Below are 17,785 nucleotides of genomic sequence, written 5' to 3'. Positions count from 1 at the left end.
CGAATCCCGTTCGTCAGCAGGCGATATGACGCAGGATCAGTTGTGCTGCGGACCAGGGTCGCTGATGCTCGCCTCGCCGCCCTCCAGGTGCCCGGCGTAGCACCGGACGAACGAAGGCCTTCCAGCGCGGTCACGCTGACGTCGCACCAGTTCCCCTGGCCCTCGGTGCGCCAGGTCTGCTCGACGGTGTCGTGGCCGCGCAGTACCCGGGTGCCCTGCCCCCGGCCGCCACGCTGGTGGGCGCTGCCGGACCGCACCGTGCGCCGACCCTTGCCGAGGCTCCCTCCCCGCACCCGGACGAGCCCCGCGCGCGGCAGGCATACGCGCTTCCTGCGGTACGCGCAGATCACGTCGTCCTGTCGGCCCCGCGCGTCTCACTCGTTGGGGGCTCCCTTGAAAGTCAGGCGATGGTCAGAGCGGTGCTCGGCTGGTCCAGCCACACCGAGTGCCCGAGCGCCGTGGCCGTGATGCCGAATCGTTCCCGTGCGGGCCTGCCGTGATCGGCGTACAGCGCCTGTGCCCTCTCGACTTCGTCCCACAGACGTCGGGGACCCCCCTGGAGAGCCTGTCCATCCTCGGCGCGAGCCCAGGACCCGTCCGCCGCCCACAGTTGCGCCGCCGCAATCACGCCTTCGGAGTCTCGTTCACTGGCCATACCCACGTGCGGAACCATCAGTGCCAGGGCGAAGGCGAGCCCCCCATCCGCAAAGGGAGTTGACGGGTCCATGATGGCCGGTCGGGAGGTGAGCACCTCGGGCTGTCCGGGATAGGGCGGTGCTCCCGTGCCACCGCTCTCCCGCACCGGCATGAAGAATGAACCGCCAGGCAGGAACCGGCCCTCAGCCCCACCGTCGTCGGCTACCACCAACCGCACGTTCCCCCAGCCGAGCGGGCTGACGATGACTCCACCGGGGCGAACCTGAGTGAGCCAGGCGGGAGGGATGTGGTCCATGCCCACGGTGGCAATCAGCCGGTCGTAGGGCGCGGCCTCGGCGTACCCCTCGCGCCCGTCACCCGTGATGAGCGTGGGCGTGTACCCACAGGCGGACAGTCGGGACTCGGCAAGCCTTGTCAGTCCCGGGTCCACCTCTACCGTCACCACGTGATCGCTGCCCAGCCGCTCGCTCAGCAATGCGGCGTTGTAGCCACTGCCCGTAGCCACCTCAAGCACCCGCATGCCGTCGGCAACCTCCAGCGCCTCCAGCATCGTCAGCATGAGATCCGGCTGACTCGACGAAGACGTCGGCACTCCGGCCGTGAGCTGCGTCGTCAGCGACCCGTCAGCGTAGACGGCCTCCAAGTAGCCCGGCATCCGGTCGTGGACCGTCTCCCACGCACCGTCGGGTCGCTGCCGGAAGAACTCCGGGACGAACGTGTGCCGGGGCACGGTACTGACAACTCGCGCCCACGCGGGGTCAGTGATGGTCCCTGCTCCGACCAACTGAGTCGACAGGACGGCGCGCAGGACGGCTGCGGTGTCATCGAGCGTCAAGACATTGCTCCTTGCAGGAGTCGGGCGTGGGCCTCGGCGATGGGAAGACCCGTGGCCTGTGCGATGAACTGCCATTGCCCGGCCGGATTGCATTCAAAGAACACCCAGTCACCGGTAGGGGTCACCGCGAAGTCGAACGCCCCGTAGTTCAGTTGGTAGTGCGACATGAACAACCGCACGCCATCGGCGACAGCGTCCGGGACCGAAACCACCTCGTATGTCAGCGCGTCATAGTCCGACCGCCAATCGACCGATGCCGCCTCACTGCCGGCGTGGATGGCCGCTGCGAACATGCGGGACCCCACCACCGTCAACCGCACCTCGAATGCCTTGGGTACCCACTCCTGCAACAGGTGGGCGGTCAGTTGATACTCGCCGCCGTCACCGGCTTTACAATCAGCGGGCCACCGATGGTCTTTGCCCAGCGTCGAGCATGCTCCGCGCTGTTGGTCACCATGGTGCGCGGAACCCGCAGACCGGATGCTGAAGCTGTGACCAGCTGCCCGGGCTTGTGGGCGCTGGCCCGATACACGTCCGGGTGGTGCATCCACACCACCGGCAGGGACGACAACACCTGCACCATTCCAACCAGGGCTTGGCTGACGGCCCACTGGCGGTAGTCGGCTGCGATGTCAGGCGAGGGGACGGGGAGGCCCGGCCGCCGGTAGTAGACGGCCCGGACCTCCTCCAACCTCACCGTGCGAGCGGTCGTCTCCAGTAGACCCGACCAACCCGGGATCGTGCCGTCATGCTCGGCGACCAGGGTCAAGCGCTGCGGGAAGTGGGCGAGGTCGAACCGCACCACCGGAACCTGCCGGTCAGCCAACTCGGCAACGACCAGGTCGGCTGACGGGTCGAGATCCTCCGCGACCACCAGGACGCTCCCGCTCGGTGGGGCCACGGGCTACAGCCTCTCGGGCTCGTCGCCGGGGAAGGCGTACGGGTCCGCGCCCTCGTCCGGGGGCTTCCCGTTCGAGTCGGCGTTCGTGGCGGTGCTGGACGCAGCCATGGGCGTCGCCGCCCAAAGCTCGCCGGTCGGCGTGACGTTCAACTGGCGGGCGCTGTCGAACGTGAACTCGCTCGGGTCGATCCGCACCCGAAAGGCGTCCTTGAGCCCCCGGGCACCAAAGGGCACCCGTTCCAGGGTCTGATCAGTGGTCACTGCGCATTCCTTTCGCAGATGTCGCGGGAAGTCGGTCCCCGCAGCCGTCGTGCGGCCCGCCCCCACAAGGGGCAGGGGTCTTGGGTACCCAGCGCGATGGCGCTCGTGGGTGCGCGCCGCAGGCACCGCCGGTGAGCCCGGCCCGCTGGTGGTGGCCCGCTTTCGCGACAGTTGGCTCAGGTGCTGACGTTCAGCCTGCCCGATTCGATCGCTCGGGCCGGGCGGCAGGCGGGGCAGGAGCACGCCGGGAGATCCTGCGCTCGGAGAAGGCACCGAAGGCGAGCGGGTTGCCGTCGCCGTCCATGATCAATAAGCCGTCCACTTCCCCCCGCGTCTCGCCCATCGTCACCGCTCCCCTGCGTTGGGGGCATTCGAAAAACTGAATGCCCTTCACCGTCCAAGAACGGTAAGGGCATTCAGGGCAAGCGAGGGGTACAAACTGTATCCCTAGGATGTTGATCTCAGGCGGCGACGCCCAGGGACTCGGCCAGGGCGGACGCCGAAGCCTTGAGGGTTCCCTTCGCTTCCCTCTCGATGGCCGCAGCAAGTGCCCGAGCACCAGGGACGTACCGGACTCCTTCGGGGGTCACCTCGCACGCCTGCGACAGGTAGTGCACTGCCGCCGCGCCCTCCTTACGCTGGTGGTGGGCTGACGCGATGTCCATGAGGAGGCGCGACCGGCGTTCGAGAGACACCACGGTCAGGGGATCGATCGTCTCCGCTCGAAGCAGGGTTTCGCCAGGTTTGAACTGACCGGTCCCGAGGCTGATCGAGTGAACGTGGACGTTCGACATCGCGAACGCGCTTTGCGCGTGCCAGTATCCGTCGGGCAGTTTGGCCGCCGATCGGGCCGCCTCCTCAAGGTAACGGTCCGCCGGGCCGGATCGGCCATCAAGGGCTTCGCAGGTCGCAGCCTGGAGGTTGAGCTGGCCATACGCAGCAAGCGCATCAAGCGAGCCGCCTTCCAGCTTCGGGCGGATCACCGACATGCCCAGTTCCGCCGACCTGACGGCATCCTCGACGTACCCGGCAGCCCGCTGACCAATGCTGACCGTCCACGCGCCCAGGGCGAGAGATACAGCGTCGTCAGCCTGCTCGCTGTACGACCGAGATCGGTCGAGAGCGAGCCAGTACAGCTCAGCTTCGGAGATATGGGCCAGGTGACGCTGCACCAACCGGTACAGGTCTCCAGCGGCGGCCTGCGCCTCGCGCTGTGCGTCACCCTTGTTCGCCTTCATGCAGGCGTGAGCGTCGATGATCAGTGAGGGCAGTAGCGCCCCGACCTCGGTGCGCTGGAATCGGCTTGTGTGCCAGAGGCGCCATGCCTGCTCGACTCGCCCGCGCAAGACTGCCGGAGCCGCTACCCCGGGGGGCGAGGCAGGAATGCAACGGTATGCATGGCCTCACGGATGAGCGGGACAGATTCATGTGAAAGCTTGCCGCTGGTCACGGGGACGCTGGTTCCGCCGGTCAGCGCCGAAACATCATCGAGGTGCAGTGCGCTCGCGAGCTTCACCAGCATGGTGATGCTGTGCAGTTCGCGTTCACCGCTCTCGATCTTCTTCAGCCAGACGGCTCCCCGCCCAACCAAACCGGCCAGGACCGGACGGGTCATGCCGCGCCGCTCCCGGACTGCCCGAATTCGCTCACCGGTCGTCAGGCCGGTTGGAAGGTCAGTCATGTCGCTCTCCCATGAGGCTCGCTGTACTTGCAGAGTACGCCCGGACCGAGCCGCGCGAGGCTTCGCGGCATCAGGGGTCAAAGCGACTCGGGCGGACCGTCGAAGGAGCGGTTCTCCTGCATCAGGATCACCACGTGCTGGACGTCCTTGATGGACTTGGTGCGGGAGATCGTCGGCAGCACCATCGCCTGGGCGATGGCGGGCGGAGGCGGCGTCGGCCCGGCGGCGGCAGCCGCGGCACCGCCGCCGGGTCGGGGAAACCTGCGACGACCGAGCCGGGGGGAGCGTGTCAGCCTTTGTTGGCGCCGAGGGTGAGACCGGAGACGAACTGTTTCTGGAGCAGGAAGAAGACCACGAGTGTGGGGACGGCGACGATCAGGGCTGCCGCCGAGATCAGGTTGTTGTTGACGAAGAACTCTCCGGAGAGGTTGTTCAGGGCGGCGGTGATCGGTCGTTTGTCGCCGGTCTGCATGAGCACGGTGGCCCAGAAGAAGTCGTTGTAGATCCAGGTGAACTCCAGGGTCGCCAGGGCGGCGAGTACCGGTCGGCACAGCGGCATGATGATCTGCCAGTACTGCCGCCAGGCCGAGGCGCCGTCGACCATGGCGGCCTCGCTGAGCTCGGTCGGGATGGTGCGCATGTAGTTGGCCAGCACGAAGGCGCAGAAGCCGGTCTGGAAGGCGACGTGGATGAGGATGAGTCCGAGGTAGGAGTCGTCCATCTTGCCGGAGTCGGACAGCCACATCGGCAGGGGGATCAGCTGGTACATCTTGTACAGCGGGGTGATGATCGCCTGTTGCGGCAGCAGGTTGCCGGCGGTGAAGACCATCAGCAGGGCGATGTTGATGCGGAAGCGGTAGCGGGAGACCACGAAGGCGACCATGCTCGCCAGCAGCAGGGTCAGGATCAGCGCCGGTACGGTGATGATGACCGAGTTCCAGAAGTACAGCGGCAGGTCGGCCTGGGTCCAGGCGGTGGTGAAGTTGCCGAAGCCGAAGTGGCCGCCGAGGGAGACGTAGCCGTACTTCTCGGTGTCGGCGTAGGGGCGTAGCGCGGTGAACAGGGCGTAGGCCAGGGGGGCGAGCCAGATGACCGAGGTGCCGATCAGGAAGGCGTGCAGGCCCAGGCGGCCGATGCGTGGTGGGCGGTGGTCGGGTCGGTGGGTCGGGTTGTCGGTGGTCGGGCGTACGGTGCTGATGGTGGTCATTCCTGCCCGTCCTTCCGAAAGGTGCTGATCAGGTAGGGCACGATGAAGGCCATCGAGATGAGGAGCAGGATGGTGGCCAGGGCGGAGCCGAAGCCGATGCGGCTGGCCTCGCCGACGATGTTGTCGGTGACCAGGACGGAGAGGAGTTCCAGGCCGTTGGTGCCTTGGTTGATGACGTAGACGATGTCGAAGGCGCGTAGTGATTCGATGACGGTGATGACCAGGACGACGACGTTGATGGGGCGCAGGGCGGGCCATACGACGTGGCGGAAGGTCTGCCATTGTCCGGCGCCGTCGAGGGCGGCGGCCTCCTTGAGGGAGGGATCGACGCTTTTGAGTCCGGCCAGGTACATGATCATGACGTAGCCGGTCTGCCGCCAGCAGGCCATCAGCAGGACGGCCCAGATGTTGAGGTGCGGGTTGCCGAGCCAGTCGATCATGTCGTTCTGTCCGGCGTGGCCGGTGAGGTTGTTGAGCAGGCCCTGGGTGGGCGAGAAGATCAGCTCGGTCATGAAGCCGATCAGTGCCAGTGAGAGCACCACCGGTAGGAACAGCACGCTCTGGTAGATCCGGGAGAAGCGGATCTGCTTGTCCAGTTGGACGGCGAGGAAGAGTCCGGCGGGTGCGGGCAGGGCGAAGAAGACCGCCAGCCAGATCAGGTTGTGTTCCAGGGCCGGGTAGAACTGCGGGTAGATGGTGAAGATGGTGTGGTAGTTCTGCAGGCCGACCCATTTGATCGAGGAGACCCCGCCGATCCCGGGCCAGCTGGAGAAGGACAGGACGATCGACAGCAGTGCCGGGACCCAGACGAAGGACAGGGTCAGTAGCAGCGGTACTCCGGCCATCAGTGTGAGGACCACCCGGTCCCCGCGTGACAGGTGCCGCCGCCGGGCGCGCCGCCGCCGGGGGGCGGCTTCCCATACGGTCATACGATCCTCATTACCCAGACGATTGAGAGGTGCCTGACAGGGCCGGTGGCGTGCGGCGCCGCACGCCACCGGCGGCGGACCCGGGGGGTCAGCCGTTGCTCGCCCAGATCAGCTTGGCCTGCTTGTCGATGCCCGACAGGATGCTGGAGACGCTTCCGGGGCTGTTGAGGAACTGCTGGATCGCCGGGAGCATGACCGGGTCGGCGAAGTCCGGACGGGTGTCGCGGTCCATGAACTGCGAGATGTGGGACGCCTTTTGAATCAGCGTCACCGAATCGGTCTGCGGCTGGGTGTACTTGGAGGTGTCGACGCCGTTGGCGGTGGCGATGTCGGCCGGGTCGGCCGCCAGCCACAACTGCTGCGCGGGGGCGGTGCCCAGGTACTCCAGCAGCGCGACCGCGCCCGCGCGGTTCTTCGGCGACTTCGACAGCATCATGCCGTCGATCGGGGCCTCCACCGAGTCCTGCCCGTAGCTCGGGTTGATCTCCGGGAACGCGAAGAAGCCCAGGTCGTCGGCCTTGGCACCGGTGAAGATGGTGCCGATCTGGTCCAGCCCCAGAACCATCATCCCGGCCTGCTTGTTCAGCAGTTGGGCCGCGCCCTCCTGCCAGGTCAGCCCGAGGAAACCCGGCGAGTAGTACGGAATCAGCTGCTTCCACTGCTCGAAGACCGCACTGACCTGCGGGGTGTTCCAGTTGGTGCCGTTGCGCATCAGGTCGATGTGGAAGTCGTACCCGTTCATGCGCATGTTCAGGTAGTCGAAGGTGCCCATCGCGGGCCAGCCGTCCTTGTCGGTGAACGCGATCGGGATCAGCCCGTCGCCCTTCATCTTCTTGGCCAGCGCGATGTACTCGTCCCAGGTGGTCGGCTCGCTGTAGCCCTTGGCCGCCCACAGGCTCTTGCTGTAGTAGACCGCCCAGGGGTAGTAGTCGAACGGCACGAAGTAGTAGTGCCCGTCGGTGCCCTTGCTCTGGGCCTTCATGGCGTCGGTGTAGTTCCCGCCGATCTTCGCCCAGACGTCGTCGATCTGGTCGCACAGGCCCTGCGCCGCGAAGAACTGCATCCGCTCACCGGCGAACCAGTCGAACGCGTCCTGCGGGTTGCCCTGCAGATAGGTCGTGATGTTCTGCTGGAACGTGTTGTGGTCCACCCAGTTCACGTCCACGGTGTAGCCGGTGGCCTTCTGCGCCTGCGCGAACAGGGTCTCGTAGGCGCCCTTCGGCTGCGGCACGGCCGCGTTGGATCCGTAGGTCACCACCTTGCTGCCACTGCTGCTGCCACCCGACGAGCCACTGCCGCCACAGGCGGACAGCAACGGCGGCAGGGCGAGCGCACCCGCGCCCATCAAGGCGCCGCGGAGCATCGAACGTCGGCTGAAGGTCTGGTTTCCGGTGCTGAAGCGCTGCATGCTGACCCCTCCCCAGGGGTGCGAATGAAAACACAAACGAACGCGAGCGTTCAGATATCACCAACCTTGGGAAGGGCTGTCAAGGCTTCTCACACGCTCCGATCGCCCTAATCACGCACGGCAGTTGGGGTGCACCGGGCGAACGGCCGACCGCCGGGGCGGACATGGCCGCTGAGCGGGGCATTGCGTGAATGTTGGAGAGTGTTGATTCACGATCGCTGGCGTAACAATTGGGAAACAGCGGCGGGCGCCAGGCGGCGGTCTCAGCCGGCGTCCGGCCCCGCCAGCCGTCCGTACTGCGCCGCCAGGCCCTCGACCAGCGCGGCCAGGCCGGTCTCGAAGGCGCCCTCGTCGATCTGCCGCCGCCGCTCGGCCAGCAGGTGCGCCTCACCCAGGTGCGGGTAGTCCTCGGAGTAGACCTGCCGGTCGTCGACGAAGCCGGCCGCGAAGGAGCCGAGCGCCGAGCCGAAGACGAAGTAGCGCATCAGCGCGCCGATCCGGGTGGCGTCGGCCTTGGGCCAGCCCGCGTCGACCAGGCCGCCGAAGACCGCGTCGGCCAGCCGCAGCGCGTTGGCGCGGCGGCCGGGGCCCTGCGCCAGCACCGGCACCAGGTGGGGGTGGGCCACCAGTGCGGCCCGGTAGGAGCGGGCCCAGGAGAGCAGCGCCAGCGCCCAGTCCACGGGCGCCGCCGGGGACCGGGACGGCTCCCACATGGACAGGTCCACCTCGCCGACGACGTGGTCGACCACCGCGTCCAGCAGCGCGTCCTTGGTGGCGAAGTGGTTGTACAGCGAGGGGCCGCTCACCCCGAGCTCGGCGGCGAGCCTGCGGGTGGACAGCGCGGCCAGGCCCTCGGCGTCCGCCAGGGCGAGTGCCGCGCCGACGATGCGGTCGCGGCTCAGCAGGGGATTGCGCGGTCTGGCCACGACACCTCCTCGATCGACAGTCCGGCACGGCTTCCCTTGGGGCCCGGGAAGGAGTTAGAGTCCAAAAACTTGCAGCGCTAGTTTATTGGGTGGCGGCGCTCACCACCACCCGCTCACCACCACCCGCTCACCACCTGGCCGCCCGACACCGCCGAGGATCACCGTGAACCTGGAGCTGAACGAGGAGCAGGCCGCCGTCCGACGGCTGGCCGCCGACTTCACCGACCGCGAGATCGTACCCAACGCCGCCGCCTGGGACCGGGCCGAGCAGGTGGACCGGGGCATCGTCAAGAAGCTCGGCGCGCTGGGCTTCCTCGGGCTGACCATCCCCGAGGAGTACGGCGGCTCCGGCGGCGACCACCTCTCGTACGTCCTGGTCACCGAGGAGCTGGGACGCGGTGACTCCTCGGTGCGCGGGCTGCTGTCGGTCTCGCTCGGGCTGGTCGCCAAGTCGGTCGCGCACTACGGCACCGAGGAGCAGAAGCGGCACTGGCTGCCCCGGCTCACCTCCGGCGACGCCCTCGGCTGCTTCGCCCTGACCGAGCCCGGTACCGGCTCCGACGCCGGGAACCTGAGCACCAGGGCGGTCCGCGACGGCGACTCCTGGGTGATCGACGGCGCCAAGATGTTCATCACCAACGGCACCTGGGCCGAGCTGGCCCTGGTCTTCGCCCGCACCGGCGGCGACGGCCCGGAGCAGGCCGGGCACAAGGGCGTCAGCGCCTTCCTGGTCCCCACCGACACCCCCGGACTGACCCGCACCACCGTCCACGGCAAGCTCGGGCTGCGCGGCCAGCCCACCGCCGAGTTGGTGTTCGAAGGGGTCAGGGTGCCGCACGGCGCGCTGCTCGGCACCGAGGGCAAGGGCTTCAGCGTGGCCATGTCGGCGCTGGCCAAGGGCCGGATGTCGGTCGCGGCCGGGTGCGTCGGCATCATCCAGGCCTCGCTGGACGCGGCCGTGGCCTACGCCACCCAGCGCGAGCAGTTCGGCAGGCCGATCGCCGGACACCAGCTGGTGCAGGAGATGCTGGCCGACATCAAGGTGGAACTGGACGCCGCCCGGCTGCTGGTCTGGCGGGTCGCCGACCTGATCGAACGCGGGCTGCCGTTCGCCACCGAGTCCTCGGTGGCGAAGCTCTACGCCTCCGAGGCCGCCGTCAAGGCCGCCAACACCGCCCTCCAGGTCTTCGGCGGCTACGGCTTCATCGACGAGTACCCGGTCGGCAAGTACGTCCGCGACGCCCGGGTGATGACCCTGTACGAGGGCACCAGCCAGATCCAGAAGCTGCTCATCGGCCGGGCCCTGACCGGCGTCAACGCCTTCTGACGGCCTCCCCGGTTCCTCCACCTCCTCCCCCTCAAGGAGTACCGACCCATGCGCCCCGTCTACTTCGCCGCCGCCCGCCGTACCCCCGTCGGGCGGCTGCGCGGCGCCCTGTCCACCGTCCGCCCCGACGACCTGGCCGCCACCGCGCTGCGGGCCGTGCTCGACAGCGCGCCCGGCCTCGACCCGGCCCGGATCGACGACGTCTACTGGGGCGCCGCCAACCAGTCCGGCGAGGACAACCGCAACGTCGCGCGGATGGCGGTGCTGCTCGCCGGGATCCCGGACTCCGTCCCCGGCGCCACCCTGAACCGGCTCTGCGCCTCCGGTCTGGAGGCGGTCACCGCCGCCGCCCGGGCCATCGGCTCCGGTGAGGCCGACATCGTGCTGGCGGGCGGCTCGGAGTCGATGAGCCGCGCCCCCTTCGTGCTGCCCCGCGCCGAGCAGGCGCTGCCGCTGGGCGCCGAGATCTTCGACACCAAGCTCGGCTGGCGGATGACCAATCCGAGGATGCGCGAGCTGCACGGGGTGCTGTCGATGGGCGAGACCGCCGAGGAGGTGGCCAGCCGGTTCAAGGTCAGCCGCGAGGACCAGGACGCCTTCGCCCTGCGCAGCCAGCGGCTGGCCGCCCGGGCCCGGGCCGAGGGCCTGTTCGACGCCGAGCTCGCGCCGGTGGCGCTGGCCGACGGCACCGTCGTCGGCGCCGACGAGACCATCCGCGCCGACACCACGCTGGAGAAGCTGGCCTCGCTGAAGCCGGTGTTCCGCCAGGGCGGCACGGTCACCGCCGGGAACTCCTCGCCGATGAACGACGGCGCCGCCGCGCTGCTGCTGGTCAGCGCGGAGACCCTGGCCGAGCTCGGCCTGGAGCCGCTGGGCCGGTACGTGGCCGGCGCCAGCGCCGGGGTCGACCCTGACGTCATGGGCATCGGGCCGGTCCCGGCCGTACGCAGGGTCATGGCCCGCACCGGACGCTCCGTCGACGACCTGGACACCGCCGAGTTCAACGAGGCCTTCGCGGCCCAGGCCCTGGCCTGCGTCCGGGAGTTGCACGTCGATCCGGAGCTGGTCAACCCGCAGGGCGGGGCGATCGCGCTGGGCCACCCGCTGGGCGGCTCGGGCGCGCGCATCCTCACCACGCTGCTGCACCGGATGAACCGCGACGGCGCCGGGCGCGGCCTGGCGACCATGTGCGTCGGCGTCGGCCAGGGCACCGCGGTGCTGGTCGACCGCGACTGACCTCACCCCGGCACCATCCGTACCGGGAACGACAGGGACCAACGAAGATCCAGGAGCAGCAGTCATGACCCGTTTCACCGGCAAGGTCGCCGTGGTCACCGGAGCAGCCCAGGGCATCGGCGCGGCCACCGCCCGCCGACTCGCCGCCGAGGGCGCCGTCGTCGCCGTGGTCGACCTGACCGCCGAGCGCGCCCGGGGCACCGTGGACGAGATCACCGCCACCGGCGGCACCGCCCGCGGCTACGGCTGCGACGTCTCCGACCACGACGCCGTGGAGGCCGTCTTCGCCCAGGTCGCGGCCGAGCTCGGCGGCATCCACATCCTGGTCAACAACGCCGGGATCACCCGCGACAACCTGTTCTTCAAGATGCCCAAGCAGGACTGGGACGACGTGATCACGGTCAACCTGACCAGCGCCTACAATTGCGCGCACGTCGCCCAGCGGTACATGTGCGAGCAGCGCTACGGCAAGATCGTCTCGCTGAGCTCGCGCTCCGCGCTGGGCAACCGGGGGCAGGCCAACTACGCCGCCGCCAAGGCCGGGATCCAGGGCCTGACCGCGACCCTGGCCATCGAACTGGGCCCGTTCAACATCAACGTCAACGCGGTCGCGCCCGGCTACATCGCCACCGGCATGACCGCGGCGACCGCCGAGCGGGTCGGCGCGACCGCCGAGCAGCACCAGGAGCTGGCGGCCGAGCGCACCCCGCTGCGCCGGGTCGGCCGGCCCGAGGACATCGCCTCGGTGGTGGCCTTCCTCGCCTCCGAGGACTCCTCCTACGTCAGCGGCCAGACCCTGTACGTCAACGGCGGCGCCCGCTAGGGCGGCCCGGGGGCGGGGTCAGTTGTGCTGCGCCTGGGCGCGCCAGGCCTCGACCCCGGCCCGGGAGGCGTGCTTGGCCTGCCGCAGCGTGCGGTTCGCCAGCTCGGTCGGCGGGACCTCCAGCTGCCGGACCCAGCCGCGCCCGGCCGTGGCCAGCGCCGTGCCCGCGATCACCGTGCCGACCAGCGCCAGCAGCGCCCCGGTCCCGGTGAGTACCGCTCCCGCCGCCAGCAGCCTGCGGTCCACGTCGAAGGACGGGCCGCGGTTCGCATTCTGTTCGTTCGCCATGTCCACCACTGTGTCCGCTCCGGGCCAGGCCCGCGCGCGGGGACGGCCGACCGGGTGCCGTCGGCCGGGCCCGGCCGACGGCACCATTTGGGCCCGGGGCCCCCGGCTGCGTAAGGTGTCGCAGTTGGCACCGCGCCGCGCCCCGGTACTCCGGTCATGGCGTCCCCGGTCGCGGCCCCGCCACCGCCCCATCCACCAGCGACCCACGAACGGCAGCGGCATGAGCGCAGGACCTGACGGCGGCACGACCCTCCTCGCCGAGGACGGCCCCCGGCCGGAGGACGTCCCCGGCATCGACCCGGCACGCCTGGCCCTCGCCCTGGAGGTCCTGGCCGAGCTCGACGGGCTGCCGATCGACCACCCGGACGCCATCGCCGTCCGCCGTGCCACCGCCGGTCTGTACCGGACGGTCAAGCATCGCCGCCGCCAGGAGCGCCGGGCCGCCAAGACCGCCAACGACCGGGCCGTCACCGAGTCCACCGCCACCGGCGCGGCCGACCGGATCGACGACGAGACCCAGGGCCTACAGCTCACCAGCGGTACCGCCGGGCCGATCGCGGGCGTGCTGGAGCGGCCCCGCTCCTGCTACATCTGCAAGACCCGCTACGTCGAGGTCGACGCCTTCTACCACCAGCTCTGCCAGCCCTGCGCCCACGAGAACCGGGCCCGCCGGGACGCCCGCACCGACCTGAGCGGACGCCGGGCGCTGCTCACCGGCGGCCGGGCCAAGATCGGCATGTACATCGCGCTGCGGCTGCTGCGCGACGGCGCGCACACCACCATCACCACCCGCTTCCCCAACGACGCCATCCGCCGCTTCACCGCGATGCCGGACAGCGCCGACTGGCTGCACCGGCTGCGCGTCGTCGGCATCGACCTGCGCGACCCCTCGCAGGTGATCGCGCTGGCCGACTCGGTGGCCGCGCAGGGCCCGCTGGACATCCTGATCAACAACGCCGCGCAGACCGTCCGCCGCAGCGCCCAGGCCTACGCCGAGCTGATCAACGCCGAGGACGCCCCGCTGCCCGCCGGTGAGCTGCCCGAGTCCGTCGTCCTCGGCGGCTTCGACCTCAGCCGCCAGCCCGCGCTGCCCAGCCAGACCCGGGGCCGCCAGAGCGAGCTCAGCGCCCAGGCGCTCACCGCGCTCGCGCTGACCAGCGGCTCGGCCGCGCCCGCGCTGATCGAGGCCGGGACCGCGATCGACGCGGGCGGCCTGGTCCCCGACCTGGACCCGGTGAACAGCTGGAGCCAGAAGATCGACGAGGTCGACCCGATCGAGCTGCTGGAAGTCCAGCTGTGCAACGTCACCGCACCGTTCATCCTGGTCAGCAGGCTGCGCCCGGCGATGGCGGCGTCCACCGCGAACCGCAAGTACGTGGTGAACGTCTCCGCGATGGAGGGCCAGTTCAGCCGGGGCTACAAGGGCCCGGGCCACCCGCACACCAACATGGCCAAGGCCGCGCTGAACATGCTCACCCGCACCAGCGCGCAGGAGATGCTGGACCAGGACGGCATCCTGATGACCGCCGTGGACACCGGCTGGATCACCGACGAGCGCCCGCACCCGGACAAGATGCGGCTGGCGGAGGAGGGCTTCCACGCCCCGCTGGACCTGGTGGACGGCGCGGCCCGGGTCTACGACCCGATCGTCCGCGGCGAGCACGGCGAGGACCTGTACGGGGTCTTCCTCAAGGACTACGCGCCCTCCCCGTGGTGACCGCCGACACGCTGATGTGGGAGGTCAGGGCCGCGCCGGGAGCGCTGCCCGACCTGCTCGCCTGGGTCGAGCGGCAGCTCGCGAACGATCCCGGCCCAGGCCCCGACAACGACGGCGGCCGCGCGGACGTCTATGTCGCCGCCGACGACCGGATCGTGGTGATCCTGCGCTCCCCCGCCGGGGCGCCCCGCCCGGCGCGGCTGCCCGAGCCGCCCGCCGAGCTGCTGGCCCGGCCGCCGCACCAGTGGCCGTTCGCCTTCCACGGCCACTGGGGTCCGCCGTCACCGGCCACCCGCCCGGAGGACAAGTGACCCGCCAGTAGCGATAGCCTCCCCCAGAGGCGCCCGCACCGGGCGCGGCACCCGCAGCTCCGGGAAGAGGCAGCAGCATGACGACCTTCGCATCCCTCGCCGAGTTCACCGCCGCCGTCGGCACCGAACTGGGCACCAGCGGCTGGCACACCGTCGACCAGCACCGGATCGACCTGTTCGCCGAGGCCACCGGCGACCACCAGTGGATCCACGTGGACCCGGAGCGCGCCAAGGAGGGCCCCTTCGGCACCACCATCGCGCACGGCTACCTCACGCTGTCGATGATCCCGGCGCTGTCCAAGGAGTGCTTCGGCGTCGAGGGCATCCGGATGGCCGTGAACTACGGCTCCGCCAAGGTCCGCTTCCCCTCGCCGGTGCCGGTCGGCTCCACCATCCGGGCGACCGCCGAACTGGTGTCCGCTGACGAGGTCGCGGGCGGCGTCCAGGCCGTGGTGCGCTTCACCATCAGCGGGCGCGACGGCGGCAAGCCGCACTGCGTGGCCGAGACGATCACCCGCTTCTACGCCTGAGCCCGGTCGCGGGCCCGGCCGGACGCCAGGCCGCCGGGACCAGCGGTGGATAGGCTGCGGTGGTCCCCAGTTCCTTCAGGAGGAGGGCTCCGTGCCCGGTTCCCGCCCGTGGTACTCCCGCATCGCCGACCGGCGTCCCGACGCCTTCGGCGCCCGGCCGACCGGCGCGCGGCTCGCCCGGATCGAGGCCTCACCGAACTTCGTGGACGGGTCCTTCCGCAACCCCGTCCCCACCCGGCGGCTGCTCCCCGGCTCGCTGGGCCCGGGGCTGCGCGCGGGGCTGACCAAGAGGGGCAGCAAACCGGCCGGACGGGTCCCGGTGCACCCGCTGACCACCGCCGAACTGGCGGTCCCGCCGGTCAGCGGGCTGCGGCTGACCTGGATGGGCCATGCCACCGTGCTCGCCGAGATCCACGGCCGCCGGGTGCTGTTCGACCCGGTCTGGGGCGACCGCTGCTCCCCCGTCCCCGGGTTCGGCCCGCGTCGGCTGCACCCGAACCCGCTGCCGCTGGCCGACCTGGGTCCGGTGGACGTGGTCGTGGTCTCCCACGACCACTACGACCACCTGGACATGGACGCGATCCGGACCCTGATCGGCTCCGGCGCGGACTTCGCCGTCCCGCTCGGCGTCGGCGCGCACCTGGAGCGCTGGGGCGTCCCGCCGGAGCGGATCACCGAGCTGGACTGGCAGGAGTCGGCGCAGCTCGCCGGGCTCACCCTGACCGCGACCCCGGCCCGGCACTACTGCGCCCGCGGCCCGCGCACCGGCACCCACCAGCTGTGGGCCTCCTGGGTGGTCGCGGGCGGCGGGCACCGGCTGTTCCACAGCGGCGACACCGGCTACTTCCCCGGCTTCGCCGCGATCGGCGCCGAGCACGGTCCGTTCGACGTCACCATGATGCAGGTCGGCGCGTACAGCGACTTCTGGCCCGAGGTGCACATGACGCCGGAGGAGGGCGTCCGCGCCCACGGCGACCTGGGCGGCGGCGCGGTGCTGCTGCCGATCCACTGGGCGACCTTCGACCTGGCCCCGCACCGCTGGGAGGAGCCGATCGAGCGCACCCTCGCGGCGGCGGCGGAGGTCGGCGTGCTGGTGGCCACCCCGCGCCCGGGCGAGCCCTTCGAACCGGCCGAGGTGGCCGAGCCGCGCCCGTGGTGGCGCGCGATCACCGCCGCCCCGCCCGTCCCCGACCGCGCCGTCCAGCCGGAGCCCGACCCGAGCCCGGCGCAGGTCCGGGTGTAGCCGGGCCCGACCCGGGCCGCCCCCGACCGGCTGTGACCGGCCGGGGGCGGCTTGCTTGCCGATAGGTCTGGACCATTTCCGGGTGCTGCCCCTATTGTTCCGGTTGACCCGACAGCGGCACCGATCGGAGCACCCCAACCATGAGCGCCTGGCCGGAACTTCGGGAATCCCACACGGTCCGCACCGGCAACCCGCCAGGGACGGTGATCCGTTGCGGCCTGGTGGACACCATGCTCGCGGACCTGTCGGTCTCGGTCGTCTACTTCTTCGAACAGACCCTGGACGAAGAGCGGTTGGCGAGCGGACTGGCCCGCGCCCTGGAGCTGCTGCCGACCTTCGCCGGGCGGCTGCGGACCCGCGCGGACCTGCTGGAGATCGTCTGCGACGACTCCGGCGTACCGCTGGCGGTCTACGACATGGACGAGACCCTGGCGCAGGCCATGGCCCGGGTGACGCTGCCCGGATCCGGCCTGGTGGACCAGGTGGACGCCCAGGCCGCGCGGGACGGCGAACTGCCGCTGCTGACCGTCCGGGTCAGCCGACTCGCGGGCGGCGGAACGGCGTTGGGCTGCTCCTGGCACCACGCCCTGGGCGACGTGCAGACCTTCATGCTGCTGATGCGGGCCTGGTCAGCGGCGGTTGAACAACTCCCGCTGCCGGAGGCGCTGCTGTTGCCGGATCAGGACGCCTACCTGGAGCAGGTGTTGCCGCAGCAGGACAGCGGTCGGCCCGGCTTCCGACTGCCGGATCCGGAACAGGCGGTCGAGCTGCGGCGCGAGTTCGAAGCCGCCACCCGAGCCAACCGGACCGTGCAGGTCTACTTCGGCGACGCCGAACTCCGGCGCATGCGCGACCGGTTGAGTGAGGCGGCGGGCCAGAAGCTCTCCATCGGCGACGCCCTGTGCGGCCATGTGGTGAGCTCGGTGCGGGAGTTGGACGACGATCCGGAGGCCCGCTGGCTCACCGTGCCGGTCAACGTCCGTCGGCCGCTGGACCTTCCGGCCGACGCCGTGGGCAACCTGCTCAGCGAGATCCACCTGGAGTGCCCGCCGCGCGCCTCGGCCGAGGTGATCGCGGTGGGGCTGCGCACCGCGATCGAGGACTTCCCCCGTTCGCACCTCAACCTGCGGGCCAACCTGGTGTTCCTGGAGTCGATCGGCCGCTCCCGGTTCCGCGACTGCGTCCCGCTCGGCTTCGACCCGGCCAACAAGCGCTTCACCTTCTCCAGTTGGAGCCGCTTCGGCGCCTACGACGCGGTCTTCGGCGGCCGCCGCCCGGTGTTCTTCAGCCCGACCGGCAACCTCCCGCTGCCCTGGGTGTCCTGGGTGGTCGAGGGCTTCGAGGGCACCGGCGCGCTGTTCACCGTGGTGCTCCCGGCCCGCCTCGCGGCCCGGCTGCGCACCCCCGGCGGCCGGGCCGCCCTGCACCGCTTCCGCGACCCCGAGGACCTCCTCCCGGGGCTCGCCGGGGCGACCCCCAAGGTGCTGTGAGCCGCGGCGGCGGGA

At 70.4% G+C, this 17,785-nt stretch carries 19 protein-coding genes; 8 read left to right on the top strand and 11 right to left on the bottom strand.

Translation table 11 applies throughout. The features are described from left to right. Window positions 1-400: 400 nt before the first annotated feature. The 10 genes from GXP74_RS12845 to GXP74_RS12810 form a co-directional block, all read right to left on the bottom strand. Window positions 401-1,492, bottom strand: a complete 1,092-nt coding sequence (locus tag GXP74_RS12845) for a methyltransferase domain-containing protein (protein ID WP_225447893.1) — start codon at window positions 1,490-1,492, stop codon at window positions 401-403. Next, a complete protein-coding gene (locus tag GXP74_RS40285; protein ID WP_225447892.1) occupies window positions 1,489-1,785 on the bottom strand; it encodes a hypothetical protein in 297 nt (98 codons plus the stop codon). The genes GXP74_RS12845 and GXP74_RS40285 overlap by 4 nt, the downstream gene beginning before the upstream one ends. A gap of 68 nt (window positions 1,786-1,853) precedes the next feature. Next, window positions 1,854-2,366 (bottom strand): MvdC/MvdD family ATP grasp protein, encoded by a 513-nt coding sequence (locus GXP74_RS40280; protein WP_225447891.1) that lies wholly within the window; start codon window positions 2,364-2,366, stop codon window positions 1,854-1,856. Window positions 2,367-2,396: 30 nt separating this feature from the next. Next, window positions 2,397-2,654: a hypothetical protein gene (locus tag GXP74_RS12835; RefSeq protein WP_182451616.1), complete on the bottom strand. Its 258-nt coding sequence runs from the start codon at window positions 2,652-2,654 to the stop codon at window positions 2,397-2,399. 461 nt (window positions 2,655-3,115) lie between these two features. Beyond that, window positions 3,116-3,892: a hypothetical protein gene (locus tag GXP74_RS40275; protein WP_225447890.1), complete on the bottom strand. Its 777-nt coding sequence runs from the start codon at window positions 3,890-3,892 to the stop codon at window positions 3,116-3,118. Window positions 3,893-4,014: 122 nt separating this feature from the next. Continuing rightward, window positions 4,015-4,335 carry a helix-turn-helix domain-containing protein gene (locus tag GXP74_RS40270; RefSeq protein ID WP_225447889.1) on the bottom strand — a complete coding sequence of 107 codons (321 nt, stop codon included), beginning with the start codon at window positions 4,333-4,335 and terminating at the stop codon, window positions 4,015-4,017. A gap of 289 nt (window positions 4,336-4,624) precedes the next feature. Beyond that, window positions 4,625-5,542 carry a carbohydrate ABC transporter permease gene (locus GXP74_RS12825; protein ID WP_182451615.1) on the bottom strand — a complete coding sequence of 306 codons (918 nt, stop codon included), beginning with the start codon at window positions 5,540-5,542 and terminating at the stop codon, window positions 4,625-4,627. Then, on the bottom strand, window positions 5,539-6,471 hold the full coding sequence (locus GXP74_RS12820; protein ID WP_182451614.1) for a carbohydrate ABC transporter permease: 933 nt from the start codon (window positions 6,469-6,471) through the stop codon (window positions 5,539-5,541). Before GXP74_RS12820 ends, GXP74_RS12825 begins: the two co-directional genes overlap by 4 nt. A gap of 88 nt (window positions 6,472-6,559) precedes the next feature. After that, on the bottom strand, window positions 6,560-7,879 hold the full coding sequence (locus GXP74_RS12815) for an ABC transporter substrate-binding protein (RefSeq protein WP_182451613.1): 1,320 nt from the start codon (window positions 7,877-7,879) through the stop codon (window positions 6,560-6,562). A 263-nt stretch (window positions 7,880-8,142) separates the two neighbouring features. Next, on the bottom strand, window positions 8,143-8,805 hold the full coding sequence (locus tag GXP74_RS12810) for a TetR/AcrR family transcriptional regulator (protein ID WP_182451612.1): 663 nt from the start codon (window positions 8,803-8,805) through the stop codon (window positions 8,143-8,145). 163 nt (window positions 8,806-8,968) lie between these two features. On the opposite strand from GXP74_RS12810, the gene GXP74_RS12805 reads away from it, so the two are divergent. From GXP74_RS12805 to fabG, 3 genes are all read left to right on the top strand, one after another. Further along, entirely contained in the window at window positions 8,969-10,132 is a 1,164-nt protein-coding gene (locus GXP74_RS12805) for an acyl-CoA dehydrogenase family protein (RefSeq protein ID WP_182451611.1), read from the top strand. Window positions 10,133-10,180: 48 nt separating this feature from the next. Next, on the top strand, window positions 10,181-11,368 hold the full coding sequence (locus tag GXP74_RS12800; RefSeq protein WP_182451610.1) for an acetyl-CoA C-acyltransferase: 1,188 nt from the start codon (window positions 10,181-10,183) through the stop codon (window positions 11,366-11,368). A gap of 64 nt (window positions 11,369-11,432) precedes the next feature. Then, window positions 11,433-12,191 carry a 3-oxoacyl-ACP reductase FabG gene (fabG, locus tag GXP74_RS12795; RefSeq protein ID WP_182451609.1) on the top strand — a complete coding sequence of 253 codons (759 nt, stop codon included), beginning with the start codon at window positions 11,433-11,435 and terminating at the stop codon, window positions 12,189-12,191. 18 nt (window positions 12,192-12,209) lie between these two features. Here fabG and GXP74_RS12790 read toward each other — a convergent pair whose 3' ends face one another. Further along, entirely contained in the window at window positions 12,210-12,479 is a 270-nt protein-coding gene (locus GXP74_RS12790; RefSeq protein WP_182451608.1) for a hypothetical protein, read from the bottom strand. Window positions 12,480-12,699: 220 nt separating this feature from the next. Here GXP74_RS12790 and GXP74_RS12785 point away from each other — a divergent pair, with 220 nt between their 5' ends. The 5 genes from GXP74_RS12785 to GXP74_RS12765 all read left to right on the top strand — a co-directional run bounded on the left by GXP74_RS12785 (window position 12,700) and on the right by GXP74_RS12765 (window position 17,770). Continuing rightward, the gene (locus GXP74_RS12785; RefSeq protein WP_182451607.1) at window positions 12,700-14,196 is read left to right on the top strand and encodes an SDR family NAD(P)-dependent oxidoreductase; all 1,497 of its coding nucleotides are present in this window, start codon (window positions 12,700-12,702) and stop codon (window positions 14,194-14,196) included. Further along, entirely contained in the window at window positions 14,190-14,507 is a 318-nt protein-coding gene (locus tag GXP74_RS12780) for a hypothetical protein (RefSeq protein WP_225447888.1), read from the top strand. The genes GXP74_RS12785 and GXP74_RS12780 overlap by 7 nt, the downstream gene beginning before the upstream one ends. Before the next feature lie 77 nt (window positions 14,508-14,584). Further along, window positions 14,585-15,037 (top strand): MaoC family dehydratase, encoded by a 453-nt coding sequence (locus tag GXP74_RS12775; RefSeq protein ID WP_182451606.1) that lies wholly within the window; start codon window positions 14,585-14,587, stop codon window positions 15,035-15,037. A gap of 91 nt (window positions 15,038-15,128) precedes the next feature. Then, window positions 15,129-16,280, top strand: coding sequence for an MBL fold metallo-hydrolase (locus GXP74_RS12770; protein WP_182451605.1), 1,152 nt, complete (start codon window positions 15,129-15,131; stop codon window positions 16,278-16,280). 140 nt (window positions 16,281-16,420) lie between these two features. Beyond that, complete coding sequence (locus tag GXP74_RS12765; RefSeq protein ID WP_182451604.1) at window positions 16,421-17,770, top strand: acyltransferase; 1,350 nt, start codon at window positions 16,421-16,423, stop codon at window positions 17,768-17,770. Window positions 17,771-17,785 lie beyond the last annotated feature (15 nt).

The sequence above is a fragment of the Streptacidiphilus sp. P02-A3a genome (assembly GCF_014084105.1).
In the GTDB taxonomy this organism is placed as follows: domain Bacteria; phylum Actinomycetota; class Actinomycetes; order Streptomycetales; family Streptomycetaceae; genus Streptacidiphilus.
This window is presented reverse-complemented; position numbering and strand designations above follow the sequence as displayed.

Bases quoted from the DNA above. Each gene is read 5' to 3' on its own strand.
- GXP74_RS12815 (WP_182451613.1), bottom strand. From the start codon at position 7,879: ATGCAGCGCTTCAGCACCGGAAACCAGACCTTCAGCCGACGTTCGATG.
- GXP74_RS12775 (WP_182451606.1), top strand. From the start codon at position 14,585: ATGACGACCTTCGCATCCCTCGCCGAGTTCACCGCCGCCGTCGGCACC.
- GXP74_RS12825 (WP_182451615.1), bottom strand. From the start codon at position 5,542: ATGACCACCATCAGCACCGTACGCCCGACCACCGACAACCCGACCCAC.
- GXP74_RS12785 (WP_182451607.1), top strand. From the start codon at position 12,700: ATGAGCGCAGGACCTGACGGCGGCACGACCCTCCTCGCCGAGGACGGC.
- GXP74_RS12765 (WP_182451604.1), top strand. From the start codon at position 16,421: ATGAGCGCCTGGCCGGAACTTCGGGAATCCCACACGGTCCGCACCGGC.
- GXP74_RS40270 (WP_225447889.1), bottom strand. From the start codon at position 4,335: ATGACTGACCTTCCAACCGGCCTGACGACCGGTGAGCGAATTCGGGCA.
- GXP74_RS12820 (WP_182451614.1), bottom strand. From the start codon at position 6,471: ATGACCGTATGGGAAGCCGCCCCCCGGCGGCGGCGCGCCCGGCGGCGG.
- GXP74_RS12800 (WP_182451610.1), top strand. From the start codon at position 10,181: ATGCGCCCCGTCTACTTCGCCGCCGCCCGCCGTACCCCCGTCGGGCGG.
- GXP74_RS40285 (WP_225447892.1), bottom strand. From the start codon at position 1,785: ATGTTCGCAGCGGCCATCCACGCCGGCAGTGAGGCGGCATCGGTCGAT.
- GXP74_RS40275 (WP_225447890.1), bottom strand. From the start codon at position 3,892: ATGAAGGCGAACAAGGGTGACGCACAGCGCGAGGCGCAGGCCGCCGCT.
- GXP74_RS12790 (WP_182451608.1), bottom strand. From the start codon at position 12,479: ATGGCGAACGAACAGAATGCGAACCGCGGCCCGTCCTTCGACGTGGAC.
- fabG (WP_182451609.1), top strand. From the start codon at position 11,433: ATGACCCGTTTCACCGGCAAGGTCGCCGTGGTCACCGGAGCAGCCCAG.